We start from the raw sequence: 25139 nt of genomic DNA, 5'->3' as shown, positions 1-25139 counted from the left end.
ATTTTGAAAACTCCTTATTCGAGTAGTGCAAGTTGTCTTATCTCTTGTTCCGGCTGTATTTGCGAGGATAATTGAACGCGATGGCTAATAAAGCTCCGGCACCCAACAAATAAGGATAATACAGATACTGCATGATCTCGATGGGAGAGACGTGCCCTAAGCCTGCCGCCATCAACAATTGTGCGCCGTAAGGTATGATGCCTTGTACGAAGCAGGAAAAAATGTCCAACAGGCTGGCGCTGCGGCGCGGATCTATCTTGAAACGGTCGGCGATGTCTTTGGCGATCGGGCCGGCCATGATCAAGGCGATAGTATTGTTTGCGGTACAGAGATTGGCGAAACTGATTAATGCGGCAATGCTTAATTCGGCTCCTTTGGAGGAACGGATGCGGGACGTGAGTTTCAGGATGATCCAGTCGATGCCTCCGTTATACCGTATCATTTCCAGCATTCCGCCGGCCAGCAAAGTTACGATGATCAGTTCGCCCATATTCGTGATACCCAGTCCCATCGAGGCATTCCATCCCCAGATATCGAACCCGCCTGTCAGCAATCCGACGATACCGGAAAGGATAATCCCGACTATCAGGACCATCATGACATTCACGCCGCAAATAGCTGTTACGAGGACAACCAGATAGGGCAGGACCTTGACCCATTCGATCGGCCCTGTTTCATATCCGCTCCCGACTCCGCTTCCGATCAACACATAGATAATGCCGGTTAACAGGGCGATCGGAAGGGCGATTCGAATATTCACCTTGAACTTGTCATTCATATTACAACCTTGCGTGCGGGTAGCGACGATAGTGGTATCCGATATGAAAGACAGGTTGTCCCCGAACATGGCCCCGCTTACGACAACGCCCAACATGAGTGCATCGGGCATTCCGGTTTTGCCGGCGATCCCTACGGCAACAGGAGCCAGGGCAACGATTGTCCCGACCGATGTCCCGACCGAAATGGAAATGAAACAGGCGGCAAGGAAGATTCCGGCTGCCAACAAATTGCCCGGCAGGATGGACATGGCCAGATTCACGGTCGCATCGACAGCCCCCATCGCTTTGGCTGTTTGGGCAAAAGCTCCTGCAAGAATGAAGATCAATACCATCAGCATAATATTGCTGTTGGCCGCTCCCCGGCAGAATTGTTCGATCCGGTTGCTGAGTTTGCCCCCTTTGGACATGGCGATGGCAACTACCGAGGCGATAACAAAGGCCACGGTAATAGGCATCTTGTAGAAATCGCCTGCGATAATGGACACTACAAGGTAAGATAATAAAAAAACAACCAGAGGTGTCAGCGCCCAGGGGTTAGGGGCATGATGTAAACGTGAACTATTCGGATCTGTCATTTTTAATTAAGCCACATGTTAGAACGTGAATCTCAACGCAATACGGATGCCTCCCTTTTTGATATCAGGATGATTCAGATAGGTTAAGCGTCTGTAGTAATCGATGCGCAGGATCTTGAATATATTTTCCAAACCGACGCTGCATTCCATATATGGAGTGTTGCCCAACGGCTGTGTCCCTTCCGGTAACAGGAAAAGTCCCGGCGTCAAGGTCGGATTGTTTTTATCCGTCAGTCCGCCATAAATCATATTAAAGGAAAGAACTTCACGCAGACGCAGCCATTTGATGCCCGGAATGCGGTTCAGGATCCAGCCCTTCATATAATAAGTAGCATTGAACGATACATATTGGTCGGTCACAAACTCCAACGCGTTCATCATGTGGAAGGCTTCCGGCTGGATCGTGATGGATTGGTTCGTATTCGGCAAAATCAACAGGGGGAAAGGCACTTTGTCCCAAACCTTGCCCGCTTTAACCTGTGCATCGATATGCCCGAACGAGGAAAGCCAGATACGTTTCTCGGCACTGATCTCCGTATGGTTATAATTGTAGTCACCGCCTAACACGCCTTTGATGCCTAATTGATGGGAGAGCTTGAATACGGGTGCGTCTTTGGACAGGTTGAATACGGATTCTTTCCCCGAACGTCCGTTGTAGGCGCGTTCACCCGGAGCGAAACGCAGCTGCGTCCCGATTTCGGATGTCGTAAAATCTTTTATAAGGTACAAATTCCCGGATTCGTCCCGCTTGATGTATTGAAGCGTCCCTGCCGCCTCGTTGTTCTGGTTCATCATCCAGGACTTCCATGTCAGGCCGTTCAACCATTCTTTTTCGTATTGCAATACGCTTTTGCGGATGTACTGCATCTTGGTCACCGGTTCACCGACTTTCCAGGCAACGAAAATGTTATCCTTGCTTGTGAAAAGGAAATCCTGGCCTGGGGTGTACACGTCATATTCCTGGATAAACGACAGGTTATTGACCGGATTTTCACCTTCGTGGTATTCTTTTTTGGTGAAGCTGTGCGTCAATTTCAGGTTGTATTTGATCTTGCGGTCGTTCGTGCCGTAAGCCAGATAGCCGCTTGCAAACCAATACGGATTGAGGTTGGCGGTCGTCATTCCTCCCACACGCATACGGAAACCTTCCAGATGGTTCGCGCTGAAGGTCGTATTCATCGGACCGAAGTCGAATTTGGTCACTTTCTTGTCGTTTGCTGTCGGGATATAGCCCGTTATCAGGATTTCCGCGGTTTTGATAATGGCATTGAAGGCCGGAACTTTCCGCAGCTGCCCCAATAAATCTTTTAGCGCATCTTCCTTCTCTTTCAGTGGAATAGGGCGGTTGTGCATCCAGAACGTATCCGGCTGTACCGTCGCTTCCGGCAAGACATGCAACGCCCCTAAGAGGCCGAAAACGGAGTCTGCATTTTGCACGTTGAAATTATAATTGTCGTAATTCCTGAGCTGGTGCGCATAGAGTTGTTGCGCTCCCTTTACCACATAGAAATTGACAAAGGTATTCTCTTGGTCGAGTACCCAGGTACTATCCGGCATCTGCTTGAATTCCTGTTCGATACGGAGCTTGTCCACCCAGTTCAGGTTGATATTCGCGGGTGTGTTCAACAATACTTTCTTGACCGCATAATTACCGTCAAGCGTTATATAAAGCCGTCCCGTAAACCCGTAGCTTTCACTGTTTGCCGGAACGAAAGCCAGATCCACACATTTATCTCCTCCCACATCGAGCGTATCCATGATGTAGTAATGGTAATATGTGGTCGCCAGTGTCGATGATAACGGGCTGACGAACCGGTTCAATAGAATAGGGATATTGTTGTCGAAAATATTGATGCTCTTGAATATCTCTTCCAGGTTGGAGGTTATGCCTCCACCGTCGTCCAACGTCTTATCGATCCCCTGCATGCGTTTGGCCCTGACAATTGTCTTTTCCGCTTTGGGGCTTTTCCGGTAGTAGAAGTCCGATAGGTTTTCGCGCACGGAAACGGTCAGGATCGGTTTGCCGTTAAATTCGGACGTGTCCAGATAGTTTTTGATGAATTTGAACTTTTTCAGAAATTTGTTCTTGTCGAGATTCGGATTGAAATTATCCAGCGACAAGCTTAGTTTTTCGTATATTTCCGTTTGATATTCCGGCTTTGCCTCGATCCGGTTGTCATTCTTGTGTGCAATTACTTTTTTAATAAGCTCCACAGCCGGATTATCCTTGCGGGTATATTTTTCTCTTTTGGGTTTGACCACGACTTCCGAAATCTCGAATGCGGTCGGTTTCAACAGCAATTCCAGATTGTCATTCTTTTTACCGGGCTTGAGGTCGATGAATTTGGTATCGTAGCCCAAGGAGGCGGCGGCCAGTTTGGTGTAGCCTTGGTTGTTTTGGAGGGTGAATGCTCCATTGTCGTCTGTCATAGCCCCGATAGTCGATCCGTCAAAATAGACGGATACAAACGGAAGCGGTTCACCGGTAATCGAGTCTTTGACTATACCGGATGCCGAGGTGAAATTCTGAGCGTATGATAGAAAAGTTCCTGCTACTGATTGCAGCAGAGCTATTAATATTATATAACGAATAAATCTTACCATGTATTTAACGTTGTTCCTTCTCGGATATAGACAACAAAGGTAAGATTTTTATTGGTTACAGTCCTACAGGCGATATTAATAATCTTTAATCGAAAGATAGTCTGCCGCTTAAATAGGGCTTGCTCTTTTGCATACAGTTAAAATGTTTTTTTATTGACGGACAGAAATAGGAAAGTGCATTCGTGTATGTTTCGACTTTTCTATTGCACGTATAATTTCCCATTTCTTTGTTCTTGCTTCAATAGAATGTTCTTTGATAGCAAAATGTTGATGCCGTAAAGAATACAGCAATCTGTCAAACTTTTCCAAAACAAGATACTATTTCTTTATTACTTCATAAAAGAAATCTGCCATTTCACTATAAGTATGTTCACGTCCTTCCTTTAATTTAGATAATATAGATTTCTCGGAATTTTCAATTGCGATATCAAAATTTCCTCCATTGGCAAGCAAAAAATTATGTAATCCTTTGCATTTTCTACTAAAAAAATCCTCGGTCTTTTCATAATTACAAATACGCTCCAATTCCTTGGCTAATTCATTAGAGCTATTAAATTGTTGTGTTGTATATTTAAAATGATACAAGAACCATATTTCCAAACAGCGATCGTTCTCAAAAAAACGTATTAGACTTTCTGTTCCTTGCTGCTTCTTGATGATCGTTTTTTGATGATATTTTGTTTTTAGCCTTAAATAGTTCTCTCGATTACGCCCTTCTTTCTTATTATCCATATCAATTAGACAGAATATCATATTATAACCATCATCGATGCATTGTTCTATTCGGCGTTCCAATTCAGCCATGCTGGTGGCATGGTTCGGAACAACAGGTTTCACTTGTGCATGAATAACACCTTCTAAAGACTTCAAATAATACTTTTCAGTCGGTCCTTCACCAATAACAGCTATTGTCGTTTTTGTTTTCCGCGTTTTCATATCACTTCCTTAAAAAATGGAGCCTAATTCCGGTTTTGCACCAAGTTTTCCTGTTCTATATGCCTTATAAAGAGATAGATTTTTGTGCAATCCAAATTCAGAAGCACAATAAAGTTCAGTAGAAGCATCTTCCTTTGATTTCTCAGTAAACCAAACCATATCCCGACGTATAAATTCTTCATCCAATAACTGCTGGTCTTGTGTCGTGAACAATATTTGCGAATTGACTGTATTCATCATAAAAGTCGTCAGAAAATGGAGCAAAAGATCATAATGCAAATTACTTTCTATTTCATCAAAACTATATATATGATCTTCACGCAACATATTGAACATACATTCCTGTAACTGAAAATAGCGTAATGTCCCCAATGATTGGTCAATAGAAGATAAAGTAAAATCAGATCCGTCTATGGTGTGATGTGTAAAAAACACATCTTTGCCACTTTGCATTCTTGCTTCATTGTCAATACTTATATTAGAAATATTAAAATCAGCCTTTCGCATAGCCGATATAAAATAATTTTTCTTCTCTTTATTATCGATCAACTGCTGGGCAATATCCAAAAGAGTATTTCCCTTCATGCCATGCACATACCGAACAATCCAGTTATAGGTATCACGGAATATCTTTGCATCTTCATTTAAAGATACTTTTGCAAAAGTAGACAGTACAGTATGGTTATTCAAAGTATTGTCTACAATTGTTTTCTTACTTTTCAAATGCAAACCGACTGTACGACCAAATTCAATATCCGGTACTACATCTTCATGGACAAACTTCCTACTATAAAATAAAGATAATACTCCATTAGGAGCATATTCCATCTTCTCAGAAATGATATAGCGGTTATTATACTCCACTGAATAGTCGTATCGTACTCGCCCTATATAAAAAGACACGGACAATCGGGTATTTTTATCCTTATCCAAAGCAAACGGATAAAAAGGTATGGCCTGCTGCTTATTAGTATATGGAGAAACCAACATTCTCCATATTGTCTCATAGGCATAGAGAATATTACTCTTCCCGGAAGCATTAGCCCCATAAAGTATAAGCATACGATTTAACCGCATCCCCGGTTTGATTTCGACGGTCAATAACTCATGAGAGGTCTTGTCTTTGGTAGCCTCGAAAGATAATACCTGTTCTTTTCGTATTGACATGAAATTTTCTATACTAAGTTCTCTAATCATGCATTCATCCTTTTATTTTGTAACTTTCCTACAAAAATAACAAATCATCTGCACAAAAGATACTTTTCTTGGTATTATTTCACTTTTTTATCTTTTGGGGTAATTTCTTATCATCATCAGTTGGTTAATTCCATTCTTTATGAAAAGAGCTGACTTTCTGTGACAGATTTTCTATAAGCTGGAAGATGTAGAGGCATTATCAATGTCGTCAAACGAAATGCAGTAAGGAAGAACGGCGTGCTATCAACGTTGTGTGAAAAAGCCATCTGGATTTACCCTAAATAAAAGTAATAGATTATTAAAAAATATTACCCTTGCTACTAATTTGCGCTAAATGGGGTAGAAAATCGAATTAGATGCAGAAGTTGTTTCGAATTGGACCAATGTTTTTTGCTATCGTGAGATTTTTGTTTCATCCGGATGAAACTTTTTATACTTTTGCGTCGTTCTTAAAAATGAAATAAAAAATGGAACACACTCCTAAGATTAACAAAGTAGAGGTCCGTACTTTGCAGATGGCGGACTACCGACAATTATCCCAATCTTTTACAAGAGTTTATTCAGACGGCTCGGATGTGTTTTGGACACGTGAGCAAATCAAGAAGTTAATCACCATTTTCCCGGAAGGGCAGGTGGTTACGGTTGTGGACGATAAGATCGTGGGCTGCGCCTTGTCTATCATCGTCGATTACGACAAGGTGAAGAACGACCATACCTACGCTTTCGTCACCGGAAACGAGACTTTCAATACGCATAACCCGAAAGGCAATATCCTCTATGGCATCGAAGTTTTTATCCATCCCGATTACCGGGGGTTGCGCCTGGCGCGGCGTATGTATGATTACCGGAAGGAATTGTGCGAAAGCTTGAACTTGAAAGCGATTATGTTTGGCGGACGTATTCCGAATTATCATAAATATGCGGATACGATGCGCCCGAAGGAATATATCGATCAGGTTCGTAAAAGAGAAATTTATGATCCGGTACTGACTTTCCAGATATCGAACGATTTTCACGTTCGCAAGGTGATGACGAATTACTTGCCGAACGATGAGGAATCCAAACATTATGCAACCCTGCTGCAATGGGACAATATCTATTACCAGCCGACTCCGGAAATCGTTTCGACCAAGACGACCGTCCGCGTCGGTCTTGTCCAGTGGCAGATGCGACCTTACAAGGGGCTCGACGACGTGTTCGAGCAGGTGGAGTTTTTCGTGGATGCCGTGTCTGACTATAAGAGTGACTTCATCCTTTTCCCCGAATACTTCAATGCCCCTCTGATGGCCAAGTTCAACCACATGAGCGAGTCGGAGGCGATCCGCGAGCTGGCGAAATATACGGACGAGATGCTGAACCGCTTCATCAACCTGGCGATCAGCTACAACATCAATATCATTACCGGGAGCATGCCGTTGATCAAGGACGACGGGTTGTACAACGTCGGTTTCCTTTGTCGCCGCGACGGTAGTTATGAGACGTACGAGAAAGTGCATATCACGCCCGATGAAGCGAAGAGCTGGGGACTTTCCGGCGGCAAGATGGTGCAGACTTTCGAAACGGACTGTGCCAAGATCGGTGTCCTGATCTGCTACGATGTCGAATTTCCGGAACTGTCGCGTATCATGGCGGACCAGGGAATGCAGATCCTGTTTGTGCCCTTCCTGACCGATACGCAGAACGCCTATTCGCGTGTCCGTGTTTGTGCGCAGGCACGTGCGATCGAAAACGAATGCTTTGTCGTCATAGCCGGTAGTGTCGGCAACTTGCCCCGCGTCCATAACATGGATATCCAGTATGCGCAGTCCGGTGTCTTCACCCCGTGTGATTTTGCTTTCCCGACAGACGGGAAAAGGGCGGAGGCGACCCCGAATACGGAAATGATCTTGGTGTCGGATGTGGATCTCGATTTGCTGAACGAATTGCATACGTACGGAAGTGTCCGCAACTTGAAAGACCGCCGGCATGACCTGTATGAAGTGAAGATGAAGCGGAAGTAGCAGAAAGGTGGCGAATAGGTGCCGCTCTTGTCATTTTGTTGTGATTCGCAAGACTTTTAAGATGTTTTATAAGTAGCACGCTTTTGATGGTGGGAGAAAAATGTTATATTTGTAGACAAATGATTTCAAAATAACATTCTATAATCCTTCCTAAAAAGTATTTGCTTATGATTAAAAGAAGATTACTATCGTACGACATTCCGCAATTGACAAAAGCATTTAAAAAAGATTTTCCCCAACTGGCAATGATGGCGGAAGAGAGTGAGAGCGCAGCGCTTTTTAAAGAAGCCTTGCGCTCTTTCGTTTCTTCCCGCATCGACAGGACGGTTGGCGGGAGCAATATGGGAAATGCCGTGGCGAAGCGTATTCTTTTGTTGATCGAACATGACGGCGCGACGGTCTCCGAGCTTTCGACAGGTGAGGAGATACCGGTACGGACGATTACCTGCCTGTGGCAGTTCCTGGCCGGGAAGCTGGAGGAAGATGTTTCGCCGGACTTCTTTATCGACCTGTACCGGCAATTCGAATTGCTGGAGAAGCCGGAGGAGATCGTTCCGGACCGTTCGCTTGTCAAACGGCAGATGAACCGTTGGCCGACCGGACTGGACGAGGAGGTGATGGCGATCCGCCGTTCCAACAAGGAGCGGATCATTGCCGGGCTGATACGCAAGATCGAACGGCGCCACGCCCCGACCTCCCGCTTCCAGTTTACGGAAGGGATGAGCTATTCCGAGAAATACATCAAAGTGCAGGAATGGTGGAATACCGGCCGTTTCCATCTTGCGATGGCTTTCAAAAGCCCGACGGAACTGAACTATTTCCTTGGCGGTTCCCTGTCGGCTGGAACGATGGATCTGTTGGCACGTGCCCGTAAGAAAGGCATGCCGTTCTTTGTGACTCCTTACTACCTTTCCCTGCTGAACACGAATACAAGCGGATATGACGACGCTGCCATCCGCTCTTATATCCTTTATTCGGAAGAACTGGTCGATACATACGGCTGGATCAAGGCGTGGGAAAAGGAAGACATCGTCGTGGCCGGACAGCCGAATGCCGCCGGGTGGTTGTTGCCGGAAGGGCACAACATACACCGCCGGTATCCGGAGGTGGCGATCCTGATCCCCGATTCGATGGGGCGTGCCTGTGGCGGGCTATGCGCTTCTTGCCAACGGATGTACGATTTCCAGAGCGAACGCTTGAATTTTGATTTCGAATCCCTGAAACCGAAGGAAACATGGGATAAGAAACTGCGCCGGTTGATGCGCTATTTCGAGGAGGACGCCCAGCTCAGGGATATCCTGATCACCGGTGGCGACGCGTTGATGAGCCAGAACGCGACGCTCCGCAACATACTCGATGCCGTCTACAAGATGGCGGTACGGAAACGGAAAGCCAACGAGGGCCGGCCCGAAGGAGAGAAGTACGCCGAACTGCAACGGGTCCGCCTGGGCTCGCGCCTGCTTGCCTACCTGCCTCTGAGGGTCACGGACGAGCTGGTTGGCATTTTGAGGGACTTCAAAGACAAAGCCTCGCGCATCGGTGTCACGCAATTTATCGTCCAGACCCATTTCCAATCTCCGTTGGAGGTCACGCCGGAAGCGAAAAGGGCGATCGAGGCGATCCTCTCCGCCGGATGGATCATCACCAACCAGTTGGTCTACACCGTTGCCGCTTCCCGGCGCGGGCATACGGCAAAGCTTCGGCAGACGTTGAATGCGATGGGAGTGGTGTGCTATTATACTTTTTCGGTCAAGGGTTTCCACGAGAACTATGCCGTGTTCACCCCCAACAGCCGCTCCTTGCAGGAACGGCGGGAGGAGAAAGTCTTCGGCCTTATTCCCAAAGAGAAGCAGAAGGAATTGTACCGGCTGATCCGCTATGAGCGGCCCTTAGGAAAGAAACTGTCCGGTTTCCTGAAAGAGAACCATCTCCTTTTTGCCGCCACTGACCGCAGCGTGCTGAATCTTCCGGCTATCGGCAAAAGCATGACGTTCCGGACAATCGGTTTGACGGCCGAGGGAAAGCGTATCCTGAAATTCGACCATGACGCCGGACGCCGCCACAGCCCGATTATCGACCGGATGGGGGAAGTCTACATCGTCGAGAACAAATCCGTCGCCGCCTACCTGCGCCAGTTGCAGGATATGGGCGAGGACGTGCGGGAGTATATCAGCATCTGGAACTATTCCGAAGGTGTGACCGAACCCCGTTTCAGTATTTACGAATATCCCGTTTATCCGTTTGATGTTACAGAAAAGATGACAAATCTTGAGCTATAAAACGAGTAATTATTATCTTTGTTCGTGCTAAACCAATATTAAAATGATACAGAACGAAAGAGAAATACGACACGAGCATGTGTTACAGGCTGTTCGTCAGATGATGACAGCCGCCCGGACAGCCCCGAAAGGAAAAGGGATCGATATTATAGAAGTGGCGATGGTGACGGACGAAGATATCAAACGCCTTTCCGAGGAGCTTGTCGTCCTGTCCGGCGAAACCGGTTTGAAGTTTTTCCTGCGCGATGCCGACAATATCCTTCAGGCCGAAGCCGTCATGATTGCCGGCACGCGTCAGCAGGTGCAGGGTTTGAATTGTGCGCATTGCGGGTTCCCGACCTGCGTGGAGAAGCCGGAAGCCGTTCCATGCGCGATCAATTCGGTGGACTTGGGCATTGCGATCGGTTCGGCCTGTGCCACGGCATCGGATTGGCGTCTGGATACGCGCGTGATGTTCAGCGCCGGTCTGGCTGCTCAGCGTTTGGGGATGCTGGGCGACTGCAAATGCGTGATGGCGATTCCGGTGAGCGCGTCCTCGAAAAACCCGTTCTTCGATCGAAAACCCAAAACAGAGTAAGTCATGATAAAGTTTGATAACAAACTCGAACTGCGATACTACTTCAATGATAAGTCCAACTACATGGATGCCCTGATCAAACACCGTTCGGAGAAGGAGGTGCTCTCGCTTCTCAGGACCTTGGCAGACATGCTGGACATCAAGATGACTATTTACTGCGAGTCGTTTGCCCAGCAGGAGGGATTCCGTGAAATCTGGTCGGTGGCAGGTGAGAACAGCCGCCTGATCTCCGTCCTTCTCAACCTGTTTATGCAAGTGTGGACGCGTCCGTCCCTTTTGGTCGGCGGACAGCCGGTAGTGGACCGTTCGGCGGCCGACGAGGAAAAGATGCAGCGCGAAATCGCCTTGTTGCGCAGTAACCTGAGAAAGAAAATGCCCGGCATTACGGTGACGCGTGAATTGGTGGGACTGCTCAGCGCCTCGCCCCGTTTCTGCAAATGCAAATCGAATTTCTACGAAGCCGTGCGCGGCTATCCGAAGGTGACGAAGTTTACCCTCCGCGAACTGAACGCCGGCAACCGCAGCCGTTCCGGATCGTTGGAAGTCAAGCGTGAACAGTTCGACTATTATATCCTCCGTTCCGACGAGTTACCCCCTGTCAAGGATCAGAAAGCGACGATAGAGATCATCTCGCCCGTGCTGAAAGACGCCCGTTACCGTTGGAAGGGCATCTACAACAAAGGGGGCGAGACGATTGACTTTTACATGTGCGACGAAGACTTCAAGAAAGATATGTTCGATGAAAAGATCGTTTTCAAGAGCGGCATGTGCATCGATTGTGTACTGGAGATTCAACGGAAGATGAGCGAACTGGGTGAAGTGGTCAACATCAGCTATACGGTCGAAACCGTGATCCGTACCCGTTTCGACAAGATGGAAATCATCACGTCGCAAGGCAAACGCCATCTGCGAAAGTTGGAAGCAGAGAAAAAGCAGTTGACGCTCGATCTTTTCGGGTGATAAATATTCGTTGACACATACACCGAAAGGCTCTTTTGAGAGCTTTACGGCTCCATTGTGTTGAGACAATTAATAAAAAGAGAGGTATGGCTAAGACAAAAACAGTATATGTCTGCTCCAACTGTGGGGCCGATTCCCCGAAATGGATCGGGAAATGTCCTTCGTGCGGGGAGTGGAACACGTATGTCGAAGAGGTCGTGGCAAAGGAATCGGCGGGAAAGCGTGCCGCAGCGGGATTTATCCGTCCTGACGGGGCAGGCCCTGTGCGCCCCGTCCTGCTTCGTGACATTACTTCCGAAGAGGAGACGCGTATCGACCTCGGCGACCAGGAGCTGAACCGTGTCCTCGGTGGCGGCCTGGTGAAAGGATCGTTGGTCCTGATCGGCGGCGAGCCGGGAATCGGGAAGTCTACTCTTGTCCTGCAAACCGTCTTGGGGTTGAAAGGACTTCGTACGCTTTACGTCTCCGGCGAAGAGAGCAGCCGCCAGTTGAAACTCCGTGCCGACCGCATCGCGCATGAGAACCCGGACTGCTTCATCCTCTGCGAAACCAATCTCGAACAGATATTTGTCCAGACCAAGAACGTACAACCCAACCTCCTGATCATCGACTCGATACAAACTATTTATACCGAGCTTGTCGAGTCTTCCCCCGGAAGTGTCTCGCAGGTGCGCGAGTGCAGTGCGGCTATCCTGAAATATGCGAAGGAGAGCGGCACGCCCGTCCTCCTGATCGGCCATATCAATAAGGAAGGGAGCATTGCCGGGCCGAAGGTGCTCGAACATATCGTCGATACCGTTCTCCAGTTCGAAGGCGACCAACATTATATGTACCGTATCCTCCGAAGCATCAAGAACCGTTTCGGAAGTACGGCTGAATTGGGTATCTACGAGATGCGCCAGGACGGCCTCCGCGAAGTCAGCAACCCTTCCGAACTGCTGTTGACGCAGAACCATGAGGGATTGAGCGGCGTGGCGATCGCGGCGGCGATCGAGGGTATCCGTCCTTTCCTGATCGAGACACAGGCGCTGGTAAGTTCCGCCGTCTACGGGACGCCCCAGCGCAGCGCGACGGGTTTCGACCTGAGGCGTATGAACATGCTGCTGGCGGTGCTCGAAAAGCGTGCCGGGTTCAAGCTGGTCCAGAAAGATGTCTTTTTGAATATTGCCGGCGGACTGAAGGTGAACGATCCGGCGATCGATCTGGCGGTGATCAGTGCGGTTCTTTCTTCGAGCCTCGACATTTCGATCGAGCCGGGTATCTGCATGTGCGGCGAGGTGGGGCTTTCGGGCGAGATCCGTCCGGTGAACCGCATCGAGCAGCGCATCCTGGAAGCGGAAAAATTAGGTTTCTCGCGCATTATCATCCCGCACAATAACCTGAAAGGCTTCGACACGTCCAAGTGCAAGATGCAAATCGTGCAAGTGCGCAAGGTGGAAGAGGCTTTCCGGCAATTGTTCGGATAAGTTTATATGTATATGAAAAAAAGTGTTGTTTATCTATTTGTGAGTGTCTTCTTCCTGTTTACAAGCTGTGAGTACCGGCTGGGGGAGAATTTTGTGGAAATGGAAAGGCATCCGGCCGATTCGGTTTTGATGGATGTGTATTTGAATCTTTCCGAAGAATATGGAGGCGGGTATTATGTCGACAAAACCTGTCTGGCAAGTTTCACGGTTTATCCTTTTCCGGGATATAAAGTGGAGAAATGTGTGATCCGACTTGGCAAGATGGAGTGGGAGAGCGATGATTCCAGAGGTGATTTCTTCATAGATGTAGACCGGATCCCGAATGGGACCTATGAGTTGACCTGTGAAGTGCAGGCCAGTACGAACAATGGTACTGTCGCCGGGCAGGTGGGAGCCGGACATTATGTGGAAACGCGTGGCTGGCCTGTCAAGGTGAAAGCACGCAACGAGAGCGATCATCTTTTGGAATGCCGGATGACTGAAGAAGGCTATCCTGAAATATTCTGGGAAGTGGACGAGTCGCTTCGTGCCGGGTTTGACCATTATACGATAGAACATAATTACGATCATATGACTTATATCCGGAGAAGCCTGGATTTCGACCAACGTTCTTTTGTGGACAAGACTTACGACGGTGTCGGTGGCACGTACACGGTCTATATTTATTTCAAAGATGAAACGATCCGCCCTTATTCCCTCGGCAAGGTCGTCTTGGAAGTTCCCGATACGTTTAACCCTGAAAATAACCCGGAGAAATGAAACGGACCTTTTTCTTAATCTGTCTCCTGTTCGCTTTCGTCCGGGTAGGACAGGCCCAGTCGTTGACAATCGAGTATAACATCGGTCACGGCGCATACCGGATGTCCGATATGAAAGACCTGTTGAAAGCGGCAATACTTCCTGTGACCAATGCGCAGGTCACGGATAACTTTCCCGGTTATATGACAGAGGAAACCCGTGTCGGGATCGAATGGCGCAGCCATCAGGCAGGCGCTCTTTTCAACTATATGAATACGGCGGGGAAAAGAGGCGTGGCCGATTATTCCGGCTCATGCTACTACGAACTGCGTAATAAAGGATATAAACTCGGAGCTTTTTATCGTTTCCGTCTGGTGAAAGAAGAAATTAGTATCTTTACATTCGAACCGTATGTAGGGCTCTCGACGGGTGTCGTGCTGAACAAGGTGAACGAGGCGGACCGCCTGCTCGTCGAATCTGATCCGGAAGCCGGATATCGGAAGGAAAATGCTTTTTCCGGCAGGAATTTCTTCGTGGAGCCTGCTTTCGGCATCAAGTTCGGCCTGTGCCGTTATGCCGCGTTGAACCTGAGCATCGCGTATGAATGGGATGCCGTGAAACAAGAACATTCGATTGAAAAGGCAGGGTCCCCGTCGACTTTCAAAGTGGACTGGAGCGGGTACAGGGCGCAAGCCGGTTTGATTTTTTATTTGAATTTAAAGAAGTAACGATGATACAAGAATTACAACTCCGTATATTGCCCGAAGAGGCAGCCAGCGAACAGACGTTGAAGCAGGTGGTAGCCCGCGAGACAGGGACATCCGTCCCGCATATTCACACCGTCCGGGTGCTGAAACGTTCCATCGATGCGCGTCAGCGTACGATCTATCTGAATGTCAAGTTGCGTGCTTTCATCGATGAGGAACCGGACGAACCGGAATTCCAGTCGGTCGAATATAAAGATGTGTCGGCCGGGAAGCCTGTCGTGGTGGTAGGAGCGGGGCCGGGCGGGTTGTTTGCCGCCCTTCGCCTGATAGAGCTCGGCCTGCGTCCGATCGTGATCGAACGTGGGAAGAACGTGCGCGAACGTAAAAAGGATATCGCCCTGATCAGCCGCGAACATAAGGTGGACGAAGAATCCAACTACAGCTTCGGCGAAGGGGGAGCCGGCGCCTATTCCGACGGCAAACTTTACACCCGCAGCAAGAAACGGGGGTCGGTCGATAAGATTCTGAATGTCTTTTGCCAGTTCGGGGCGAGCACTTCGATCTTGGCGGACGCCCATCCGCACATCGGTACGGACAAGCTGCCGCGCGTGATCGAGAATATCCGCGAACAGATCATCCGTTGTGGCGGGGAAGTCCGTTTCGAGACACGAATGAACGCCTTGGTCATCCGGGGCGGGGAAGTCATAGGTGTCGAAACGAATACCGGCGAGCACTTTCTGGGGCCGGTCATCCTGGCAACAGGCCATTCCGCCCGCGATGTGTATCGCTATCTCCATGACCGGCAAATCCCGATCGAAGCCAAAGGCATTGCTGTCGGTGTCCGCCTGGAACATCCGCAGATGCTGATCGACCAGATACAATATCACCGCAAGGAGGGCAGAGGCAACTATCTGCCGGCAGCCGAATATAGCTTTGTGGCGCAGGCCGGCGGACGGGGAGTCTATTCTTTTTGCATGTGTCCAGGTGGTTTCGTCGTCCCGGCGGCAAGCGGTCCCCGTCAGGTGGTGGTCAACGGGATGTCTCCTTCCAACCGTGGTTCCCGATGGGCGAACTCCGGCATGGTGGTGGAGGTACGCCCGGAAGACTATGCTTCGCTAATGAATAATGAAGAATTAAGAATGAATAATGGAGAGAGGGTGGAGCCGGATTCTCCATTAGCGTTGATGGCTTTCCAGGAACGGCTGGAAGAACTCTGCTGGCTGAACGGCGGGATGAAGCAAACCGCCCCTGCACAGCGGATGGTTGATTTCGTGAATAAGAAAAACTCTTTCGATCTTCCCGAATCCTCTTATACGCCCGGTTTGCTGGCTTCCCCGTTGCATTTCTGGATGCCGGAGTTCGTCACCGGCCGCCTGCGTGAGGGCTTCCGCCATTTCGGTAAAGTCTCCAGAGGCTTCCTGACCAACGACGCGGTGATGATCGGGGTGGAAACCCGGACCTCTTCGCCCGTCCGTATCCTGCGCGACAAGGAAAGTTACCAGCATATAACCCTGAAAGGCCTTTTCCCTTGCGGCGAAGGAGCCGGCTATGCAGGCGGAATCGTCTCTGCCGCTATCGACGGGGAGCGGTGTGCGGAAGGGGTGGCCGGATATTTATCCCTCGTTTAAAACAGATATGCTTTGAAATGGTTGCCTGCCGCCGTTATCCAAGCCGTATTAACGGTAGGCAACCACTCCAATCTCCCCATTTTTCAAATAAAACCGTTCGTCCTGCTCGACCAGGAAGCGGATGGCGGTGACGATTTTCTCTTCAGGAAAAGGCAAAGAAGGCATCAAGGAGGTGACAGGGAGCGGTTGCCGACCCGACAGCAGTCTGAGCAACAGGTCGCGTATGGCGTTGAAATCCCGGTTGTTCAGGCCGGAATTGTTCTTGGAGAGGCAGATGTCGCAACACCCGCAATCTTCTGCATCCTTTTCTCCGAAATAAGAGAGTAGCAGACGGCTCCGGCAGATATGTTCCCCGTCCATGTATTCCACCACTTTCGAGATGCGCTTTTTCATCCTTTCGCGACGCTCCTCATAAGCGGAGGGAGGGAGAATAAGAGTCTCCTTTTCCATCCGTGGATGCGTATAGGTAATTCGGGAGGCTGTTGGAGAAGATGATTCATCCACCGCTTCGGAATATTCGATGTAACCGGACAGTTCCAGCAGTTTCAGCGCATGATGCACCTGTAACGGGGGAAGCTGGCAGGCGGAACAGAAATCAGCCAATGCAAATCCGTGTATGATGTCCTTCCCGTGCCCTTCCTGTATTTGGTAGTAATCTCCCAATGCCTCGTACACTTGCCCGATCAGTCTTTTTTCCGGAAACTCGTCATCTATCCGTTTTTTTAGCTGGAAGCTGTCCGTATCCGTACAGAGAGACACCGCAAAGGCTTTCCGGCTGTCCCGTCCGGCACGGCCTGCCTCCTGGAAATATTCTTCCAATGATCCCGGCATATCCAGATGGACAACCAACCGCACGTCCGGCTTGTCGATCCCCATCCCGAAAGCGTTTGTCGCAACTATAACCCGGCATTCGTTGTTTTTCCAGCGGTGCTGCCGGATCGCCTTTTCTTCCCGGTTCAGCCCGGCATGAAAGAAATCGGCAGATATTCCGGCTTGTTGCAGGAAGAGAGCCGCCTCTTTTGTCTGTTTCCGGCTCCGGGTATAGACGATAGCCGTGCCGGGCACTTTTCCGAGTATGTAGGCCAGTGTGCTCAGCTTGTCTTCCGTACGGCGCACGATGTAGGCAAGGTTCGGACGGACAAAGCTTGTCCGGAACACATTCTTCTCCTTGAAAAGCAATCGTTCCTGTATGTCGTCCACGACTTCGGGCGTGGCAGTCGCCGTCAGTGCCAGTACCGGCACGCCGGGCAGTTGCTCCCGAATGTCGGCGATATGGAGATAGGAAGGGCGGAAGTCATAGCCCCATTGCGAGATACAATGGCTTTCATCCACCACTAACAGGCAGACGTTCATGGCCTGCAGCTTTTCCCTGAATAATCCGGTGGCAAGCCGTTCGGGCGAAACGTACAGGAACTTGTATTGTCCGGAAACGCAATCCTCCAATTCCGCAACGATTTCCTGCCGGCCCATGCCCGAATATACAGCCGTAGCTTTGATCCCGACCCGGCGCAGATTGTCGACCTGGTCGCACATCAAAGCGATCAGCGGGGTAATGACAAGGCAAATCCCTTCCATTGCCAATGCCGGAACCTGGAAGGTGACCGATTTGCCGCCTCCCGTCGGCATCAGGCCGAGCGTGTCTCTTCCGGCACAGGCGGAATGGATAATATCCTCCTGTAGGGGACGGAAAGCAGGGTATCCCCAATACTTCCCTAAGATCTTATGGTAGACATCCACCGCATCCCTTCATATATCGTTCTCCTTGATGTCCTTCACCATCAGTTGCAACGACGTGTTGCCGTTGTAGGTGTTCTCCTCGATGGTGTAGCAGATATTGAAAGGCTTCATGTTCTTGATATGCGTATTGTGCTGGTGCATGCCGAAAGCAATGCCGTGTATCGGTGTGTTCGACTTGTCGTCGATCAATTCCAGTTTGATATGTTCCAAGTCTTTCCCTACCAGCTTGCTGGTCCCGTAATCCTTGACTCCGAGCGAGCAGAACACGGGTTTCTGGTTGTCCGGGCCGAACGGATTCATCTTTTTCAACTCGCTCATGAACTTGGCGTTGATATCTTGCAGGTCCAGCACGGCATCTATATCGATCTGCGGCGTCATCTGTTCGGGGATGATCTCGTCGGCGGCCAGCTTGAGGAACCGCTGGGTGAAAGCGTCCAGGTTTTCCTCTTTCAGGGAGAGGCCGGCGGCATACGTGTGCCCGCCGAAGTTTTCCAACAGGTCGCGGCAGCTTTCGATCGCTTTGTATATGTCGAATCCCGTGACCGAGCGGGCGGAACCGGTGATCAGTTCGGACGATTTCGTCAGGACGACTGCCGGGCGGTAGTATTTTTCCGTCAGGCGGGAAGCGACGATGCCGATCACCCCCTTGTGCCATCCCGGATTGTAGACGATGATCGCCTTGCGGTCTTCCATGTTCTGGAATTCGTCGATGATGGCGTTCGCCTCGTCTGTGATCTTCTTGTCCAGTTCGCGGCGTTCTTCGTTATACTGGTTGATGCTCTCGCTCTTTTCGCGGGCCACGTCGACATCCTTCGCCAGGAGCAGTTCGACCGCTTCCTTTCCGTTCATCATACGGCCGGAAGCGTTGATGCGCGGTCCGATCTTGAAGACGATGTCGCTGATCGTGATCTCTTTGCCCGACAGGCCGCAGATATCGATGATCCCTTTCAGGCCGAGGCTCGGATTGCTGTTAAGCTGCTTCAGGCCGTAGTAAGCCAATATGCGGTTTTCGCCGGTGATGGGGACGATGTCCGAGGCGATGCTGACCGCCGTCAGCTCCAGCAGCTTCTCCAGGTCGGCGAACGGGAAGTTGTTGCTTTTGGCGAATGCCTGCATGAACTTGAACCCGACGCCGCATCCCGACAGATGTTCGTACGGATAGACCGAGTCCACCCGCTTGGCATCCAGCACGGCGACGGCATCGGGCAATGTGTCGTCCGGCATGTGATGGTCGCAGATAATAAAATCGATCCCCAACTGCTTGGCATATTCGATCTTTTCGATGGCCTTGATGCCGCAGTCGAGCGAGATCACCAGCGTGATCCCGTTTTCCAGGGCGTAATTGATCCCTTTGTACGAAATCCCGTATCCTTCGTCATACCGGTCCGGAATATAATAATCCAATGCCGATGAATAAGGACGCAAATACTTGTAGACCAATGAGACGGCAGTCGTACCGTCTACATCGTAGTCTCCGTAAATCAAAATCTTTTCTTTATTACCTAGTGCTTTATTCAAGCGTTTGACCGCCTTCTCCATATCCGGCATGAGGAATGGATCATGCAGGTCGTTCAAGCTGGGTTTAAAGAATTTCTTCACCTCTTCAACAGTGGTGAGTCCTCGCTGAACGAGCAAAAGACATACGACCGGACTGAGTCCCAGTTGGCTTGCCAGCCTGTCTCTCTTATGTAACTCTTCTTCTGTTGGGGTTTGAAAGTTCCATTTTGTAATCATTATATATTGTTTTTTCTTTTTTTTCGTCTCTGATATATCGGATATGCAGGTTTATGGTAATAAAACCTCCAATATATTTGAATCCGTAAAGTTAGATAATATAAATGGATATTTTTGTTTGGCCGCTTGCTTTTTTGTTAATTTATAATTTCCGGGGAATTTGCCCTCGTTTCTTCGGCATGGTAATCGATCTCTCTCCTCTTGAATCCGCAATCGGATGCAAGTGTAATTTGTTTTCGACAATGTCGTGTATATAAATGACGTTGTCAAGAATATATCCGGCATTGTCGAAAACATCTTTGACAATGTCGTGCATAAATTACATCGGCATTTAATTTTTATTTCATTTGTTTCCAAGTCCGCGAATCATTTGTACATTTGTGACATTATTTAAAAAACGATGACAGAAGATATTCAAAAAGCCTGCGAGATCATGCAGGCGGGAGGCATAATACTCTATCCTACAGATACGATCTGGGGGATCGGTTGTGATGCGACCAACGAGAAAGCCGTACAGAAAGTGTACGCGCTGAAAAAGAGAATGGACAATAAGGCTATGCTGGTATTGACCGACAGTTCGGCAAAACTGAGCATGTACGTGTCGGATATGCCCGATATAGCCTGGGATCTGATAGAGGTGGCCGATAAACCGCTCACGATTATCTATCCTCATGCGAAGAACCTGGCGGGCAATCTCTTGGGTGAAGACGGAAGTGTCGGTATCCGGGTGACGAACGAAGAGTTTTCCCGTAGACTGTGCGAACGTTTCCGCAAGCCGTTGGTCTCTACCTCTGCGAATGTGAGCGGCGAACCTGCTCCGGGCAATTTCAGCGAGGTGTCGGACAGCATTAAGAACGGGGTCGATTATATTGTGAAATATCGCCAGGACGATATGGGCAAAGCCAAGCCTTCCAATATCATCAAATTAGGAGACGGTGGCGTTATCCAGGTAATCAGATAAAAATGAAGAAGAGCAAGCAGGCAGGTAAATATATATTGTCGGATTTCATATCGGCTTCGGTTGCGTGGTTGCTATTCAATATCCTTCGTTATGAGGTGTTTGCCATCAATGAGGGAGCGTATAGCCTGCTTGATTATTTGCAATATCCGGGTGTGGTTACCGGCCAGGTGGTGATTCCTTTTTTCTGGCTGGTGCTTTACTATTTTTCGGGATATTATAACAAGCCGTTCGGGAAGTCTCGTCTTACCGAACTTTTCTCGACATTCATTACCGTGCTGATCGGGACGGTTTTCGTCTTCTTTGTTTTGCTGCTCGACGATATTCCCCGTTCGATCAATATCTATTATAAACTGTTCTTCGGAATGCTCGGATTGCAGTTTTTCATTACCTATATCCCGCGTTTGCTGATTACGCAGAGCGGGGTAAGGAAAATAAAGAACCGGGAATGGGCGATGAACGTGCTGATTATCGGTGCGGGAGGGAAGGCCGTCCGTATCGCTCACGATTTGTATTGCCTGGGTTATGGCATTTGCGGGTTTGTCTCGGAAGACGAGAGGACGCCGGTCAAGGTCGATCGGAATCAGGTGCTGGGGACGGTGGAAGATATCCCGGTTTTGATGGAAAAGGAGAATGTGGATGAGATCGTCCTGGCCGTCGAGTCGGAGAATAACAAGGTGCTCCTGGGAGTGCTCTATTCGCTTTACCGGTATAAGCGTCCGATAAAAGTGCTGGCGGACCGGTTCAATATGCTTTCGAAAATCCAGCTCCGGACGATACGGGGGATCCCGTTGGTCGATGTGACGGATAACAACTTTTCACCGGCCGAACAGAACATAAAGCTTTTTCTTGATAAGGTCTGTTCGGCTGTTGCATTGCTGCTGCTTTCTCCTTTATTCGTCTATATGGCATGGCGGGTGAAGAAAGACTCTCCGGGACCTGTGTTTTTCCGCCAGGAGCGGATCGGCTATCTCGGACAGCCGTTTTGGATGTACAAGTTCCGTACCATGTATGTCAATGCCGAAGAGAAGGGGCCGTCGCTCTCTTCGGAAGACGATCCGCGTGTAACGCCGTTCGGACGTATCATGCGGAAATACCGGCTGGACGAATTGCCGCAGTTCTGGAACGTGCTGAAAGGGGATATGTCGCTCGTCGGGCCGCGCCCCGAACGGAAATATTTTATCGACGAGATCGTGAAGGCGGCTCCCTACTACTATCTGTTGCACAATGTCCGTCCGGGCATTACCTCGTTGGGGATGGTGAAGTACGGCTATGCGGCAAGCGTGGACAAAATGGTGGAGCGCATGGAATATGATATATTGTATTACGAAAATATGTCGTTGACACTGGATCTGACAATCCTGATCTATACAGTTAAGACAGTACTTACAGGTAAAGGCGTTTGAGGAATTAAAAATTAAGAATTAAGAATTAAAAAATAGAGGTGTTGATTATGAAGGATAATTTTCAATTTTCAATTTTCAATTTTCAACTTTTCTATCGGTTCCTGTTGTGGCGGGACAAGCATATAAAAGAGAAGCATTTCATACTGATCGTCAGTTTTCTGGTCGGTATTTGTACGGCGACGGCAGCTATTATCCTGAAGTCGATCATTCATTTTATACAACATCTTCTGACCGGCAATTTCAATCAGGATGGGGCGAATTACCTGTATCTGCTTTATCCGGTGATCGGTATCCTGCTTGCCGGTTTGTTTGTGAAATATATCGTACGGGATGATATCAGCCACGGGGTGACGAAGATACTCTATGCCATTTCCCAGCGGAAGAGCCGCATCAAGCCTCATAATACCTGGACTTCCATTGTTGCCAGTTCCGTCACCATCGGTTTCGGCGGATCGGTCGGGGCGGAGGCGCCTATCGTGTTGACGGGGGCGGCGATCGGGTCCAACTTGGGCCGCCTGTTCCGCATGGAGCAAAAGACTTTGATGTTGCTGGTCGGCTGTGGGGCTGCCGGGGCGATTGCCGGTATTTTCAAAGCTCCGATCGCCGGGGTGGTGTTTGTGGTGGAAGTGCTGTTGCTGGACTTGACGATGACATCGGTACTGCCTTTGCTTATCACTTCGGTGACGGCCGCGACCGTTTCCTATATCTTTACGGGTACGGAAGCGATGTTCCCGTTTTCGCAGACTGAGGTGTTTGTGATCGAGCGTATTCCATACGTGTTGCTGCTCGGTGTCTTCTGTGGTCTGGTGTCACTCTATTTTACCAAAGTCATGAACCGGGTCGAGGGAATGTACCGGAACTTGAATAATTACTGGAAGAAATTCGTTGTCGGGGGGATCATGTTGAGTGTGCTGATCTTCATATTCCCGCCGCTCTACGGTGAAGGCTACGATACGATTTCGTCTTTGTTGAACGGGCAGTTTACCCATATCATGGATAAGAGTATGTTCTATAGCCTGAACGATACCTATTGGGGATTGCAGATCTTCCTTACGCTGATCCTGTTGTTTAAGGTCTTTGCTTCGAGCGCGACGAATGCAGGAGGCGGTTGCGGTGGTATATTTGCTCCCAGTTTGTATTTAGGATGCATTGCCGGATTCGTGTTTGCGCACGCGTCCAACTATTTTCCCTTTACGATGTATCTGTCGGAGAAGAATTTCGCCTTGTTGGGAATGGCGGGTATCATGTCCGGTGTCATGCATGCGCCGCTGACCGGCGTCTTCCTGATTGCCGAGCTGACCGGGGGATACGCCCTTTTCCTTCCGCTGATGATCGTATCCGTGAGCTCTTATATCACGATCAAGATGTTTCTTCCGCACAGTATCTATTCGATGCGCCTGGCCCAGAAAGGAGAGTTGCTTACCCATCATAAGGATCGTGCCGTGCTGACGTTGCTGAATACCGACAGTGTGATCGAGCGCGACTTCCTGACCGTCTCTCCCGAAATGTCCTTGGGAGATATGGTGAAGGTGATTGCCAAGAGCGGGCGAAATACGTTCCCCGTTATCGACGAACGGGGCATCCTGTTGGGGCTTGTTCTGTTGGACAATATCCGGAACATCATGTTCCGCCCTGAGTTATATAACCGGTTCCACGTCTCCAAGTTCATGGTTTCGGCGCCTGCCAAGATCCAGGTAGGGACGCCGATGGAGCAGATCATGCGTATCTTTGACGATACGAAGGCCTGGAACCTGCCGGTCGTAGACGAGGAAGGGCGGTATATCGGCTTTATGTCCAAATCGAAGATATTTAATTCATACCGCGAAGTGCTGGTTGAAAACTTTTCAGGAGATTAAAAAATGAAGAAAGAAGATTTACGAATCGTTTATATGGGCACTCCCGATTTTGCGGTGGAGAGCCTGCGTGCCTTGGTTGAAGGCGGATACAATATAGTAGGGGTGATTACGATGCCGGACAAGCCGGTCGGCCGTCATGGCAGCGTCTTGCAGGCAAGCCCGGTGAAGCAATATGCCCTGTCGAAGGGATTGCCGGTACTCCAGCCCGAAAAGTTGAAAGATGAGGCTTTCCTTTCCGAGCTGCGGGCTTTGAAAGCGGACTTGCAGATCGTCGTCGCTTTCCGTATGCTGCCGGAGGTGGTCTGGAATATGCCGCGTCTGGGAACGTTTAACCTCCATGCCTCTTTGCTTCCCCAATACAGGGGGGCGGCACCTATCAACTGGGCGGTGATCAACGGAGATACGGAAACCGGTGCGACCACCTTTTTCCTGACTCACGAGATCGACACAGGCAAGATCATCCGCCAGAAGCATTTGCCTATAGCCGATACGGATGATGTGGGGATCGTCCACGACGGCTTGATGACGATGGGAGCCGGGCTGGTGCTGGAAACCGTCGATTTGCTGTTGGAAGGAAAAACAGATGCCGTCCCCCAGGAAGAATTTTATAAAGATCCTTCCGAACTCCGTCCCGCCCCGAAGATTTTCAAAGAAACTTGCCGTATCGACTGGCATCAGCCGGTGAAAAGGATTTATGACTTCATCCGCGGCCTGTCTCCTTATCCGGCTGCCTGGACTGAAATCGTTTCTCCGGAGGGCGTGCGCACCGCGCTGAAAATCTATCAGACAGAGAAGCGCCCTGCCGCACATGAACTTCCCGTCGGAACCATCCGGACCGACCGTAAAAGCTATATCGATATCGCGGTGGAAGACGGGTATCTGCGTCTGTTGTCGGTTCAGTTGGCAGGTAAGAAACGTTTGTCTATAGCCGATTTTTTGAATGGCTTCAAGCAAATAGGGGAATATAAAGTCGATTGATAAAAGAAGGGAGATGTGTCGAAA

18 protein-coding genes are annotated in these 25139 nt (G+C 49.3%); 12 read left to right on the top strand and 6 right to left on the bottom strand.

Annotation, left to right across the window (positions count from 1 at the left end; translation table 11 throughout):
- Nucleotides 1-37: 37 nt before the first annotated feature.
- From ACW6QF_RS09640 to ACW6QF_RS09625, 4 genes are all read right to left on the bottom strand, one after another.
- On the bottom strand, nucleotides 38-1354 hold the full coding sequence (locus tag ACW6QF_RS09640) for a Na+/H+ antiporter NhaC family protein (protein WP_456087650.1): 1317 nt from the start codon (nucleotides 1352-1354) through the stop codon (nucleotides 38-40).
- A gap of 18 nt (nucleotides 1355-1372) precedes the next feature.
- Nucleotides 1373-3958 (bottom strand): DUF5686 and carboxypeptidase-like regulatory domain-containing protein, encoded by a 2586-nt coding sequence (locus ACW6QF_RS09635; RefSeq protein ID WP_298548491.1) that lies wholly within the window; start codon nucleotides 3956-3958, stop codon nucleotides 1373-1375.
- Between the two features lie 318 nt (nucleotides 3959-4276).
- Nucleotides 4277-4894, bottom strand: a complete 618-nt coding sequence (locus ACW6QF_RS09630) for an RloB family protein (RefSeq protein ID WP_298548489.1) — start codon at nucleotides 4892-4894, stop codon at nucleotides 4277-4279.
- 9 nt (nucleotides 4895-4903) lie between these two features.
- Nucleotides 4904-6091 (bottom strand): AAA family ATPase, encoded by a 1188-nt coding sequence (locus ACW6QF_RS09625; protein ID WP_456087649.1) that lies wholly within the window; start codon nucleotides 6089-6091, stop codon nucleotides 4904-4906.
- A gap of 467 nt (nucleotides 6092-6558) precedes the next feature.
- Between ACW6QF_RS09625 and ACW6QF_RS09620 the strand changes: the two genes are divergently transcribed.
- The 8 genes from ACW6QF_RS09620 (at nucleotide 6559) to ACW6QF_RS09585 (ending at nucleotide 16446) form a co-directional block, all read left to right on the top strand.
- On the top strand, nucleotides 6559-8091 hold the full coding sequence (locus tag ACW6QF_RS09620; protein WP_298548484.1) for a carbon-nitrogen hydrolase family protein: 1533 nt from the start codon (nucleotides 6559-6561) through the stop codon (nucleotides 8089-8091).
- A 167-nt stretch (nucleotides 8092-8258) separates the two neighbouring features.
- Nucleotides 8259-10370, top strand: a complete 2112-nt coding sequence (locus ACW6QF_RS09615; RefSeq protein WP_456087648.1) for a KamA family radical SAM protein — start codon at nucleotides 8259-8261, stop codon at nucleotides 10368-10370.
- A 43-nt stretch (nucleotides 10371-10413) separates the two neighbouring features.
- On the top strand, nucleotides 10414-10947 hold the full coding sequence (locus ACW6QF_RS09610) for a ferredoxin domain-containing protein (protein WP_298548479.1): 534 nt from the start codon (nucleotides 10414-10416) through the stop codon (nucleotides 10945-10947).
- A gap of 3 nt (nucleotides 10948-10950) precedes the next feature.
- Nucleotides 10951-11907 carry a hypothetical protein gene (locus ACW6QF_RS09605; RefSeq protein WP_456087647.1) on the top strand — a complete coding sequence of 319 codons (957 nt, stop codon included), beginning with the start codon at nucleotides 10951-10953 and terminating at the stop codon, nucleotides 11905-11907.
- Nucleotides 11908-11993: 86 nt separating this feature from the next.
- Entirely contained in the window at nucleotides 11994-13373 is a 1380-nt protein-coding gene (gene radA / locus ACW6QF_RS09600) for a DNA repair protein RadA (RefSeq protein WP_456087646.1), read from the top strand.
- A gap of 12 nt (nucleotides 13374-13385) precedes the next feature.
- The gene (locus ACW6QF_RS09595; protein ID WP_456087645.1) at nucleotides 13386-14132 is read left to right on the top strand and encodes a hypothetical protein; all 747 of its coding nucleotides are present in this window, start codon (nucleotides 13386-13388) and stop codon (nucleotides 14130-14132) included.
- On the top strand, nucleotides 14129-14839 hold the full coding sequence (locus ACW6QF_RS09590) for a hypothetical protein (RefSeq protein WP_456087644.1): 711 nt from the start codon (nucleotides 14129-14131) through the stop codon (nucleotides 14837-14839). Before ACW6QF_RS09595 ends, ACW6QF_RS09590 begins: the two co-directional genes overlap by 4 nt.
- A gap of 2 nt (nucleotides 14840-14841) precedes the next feature.
- Nucleotides 14842-16446, top strand: a complete 1605-nt coding sequence (locus tag ACW6QF_RS09585) for an NAD(P)/FAD-dependent oxidoreductase (RefSeq protein WP_456087643.1) — start codon at nucleotides 14842-14844, stop codon at nucleotides 16444-16446.
- A 48-nt stretch (nucleotides 16447-16494) separates the two neighbouring features.
- Here the strand turns inward: ACW6QF_RS09585 and ACW6QF_RS09580 are convergent, their stop codons facing one another.
- Together ACW6QF_RS09580 and recJ are read right to left on the bottom strand one after the other, a co-directional pair.
- A complete protein-coding gene (locus ACW6QF_RS09580) occupies nucleotides 16495-18183 on the bottom strand; it encodes a RecQ family ATP-dependent DNA helicase (protein ID WP_456087642.1) in 1689 nt (562 codons plus the stop codon).
- A 9-nt stretch (nucleotides 18184-18192) separates the two neighbouring features.
- A complete protein-coding gene (recJ, locus tag ACW6QF_RS09575) occupies nucleotides 18193-19917 on the bottom strand; it encodes a single-stranded-DNA-specific exonuclease RecJ (protein ID WP_456087641.1) in 1725 nt (574 codons plus the stop codon).
- 400 nt (nucleotides 19918-20317) lie between these two features.
- Between recJ and ACW6QF_RS09570 the strand changes: the two genes are divergently transcribed.
- From ACW6QF_RS09570 to fmt, 4 genes are read left to right on the top strand one after another with little or no spacing between them, the layout of a single operon-like run.
- Complete coding sequence (locus ACW6QF_RS09570; RefSeq protein ID WP_456087640.1) at nucleotides 20318-20878, top strand: L-threonylcarbamoyladenylate synthase; 561 nt, start codon at nucleotides 20318-20320, stop codon at nucleotides 20876-20878.
- Nucleotides 20879-20880: 2 nt separating this feature from the next.
- Nucleotides 20881-22281 carry a sugar transferase gene (locus tag ACW6QF_RS09565; protein WP_456087639.1) on the top strand — a complete coding sequence of 467 codons (1401 nt, stop codon included), beginning with the start codon at nucleotides 20881-20883 and terminating at the stop codon, nucleotides 22279-22281.
- Nucleotides 22282-22328: 47 nt separating this feature from the next.
- Nucleotides 22329-24137, top strand: coding sequence for a chloride channel protein (locus ACW6QF_RS09560; RefSeq protein WP_298548455.1), 1809 nt, complete (start codon nucleotides 22329-22331; stop codon nucleotides 24135-24137).
- Nucleotides 24138-24140: 3 nt separating this feature from the next.
- On the top strand, nucleotides 24141-25115 hold the full coding sequence (fmt, locus tag ACW6QF_RS09555) for a methionyl-tRNA formyltransferase (protein WP_456087638.1): 975 nt from the start codon (nucleotides 24141-24143) through the stop codon (nucleotides 25113-25115).
- Nucleotides 25116-25139 lie beyond the last annotated feature (24 nt).

The sequence above is a fragment of the Parabacteroides sp. genome (assembly GCF_977054455.1).
Note: the sequence above shows the minus strand (reverse complement) of the source record. Positions and strands in the feature narration are given on the sequence as shown.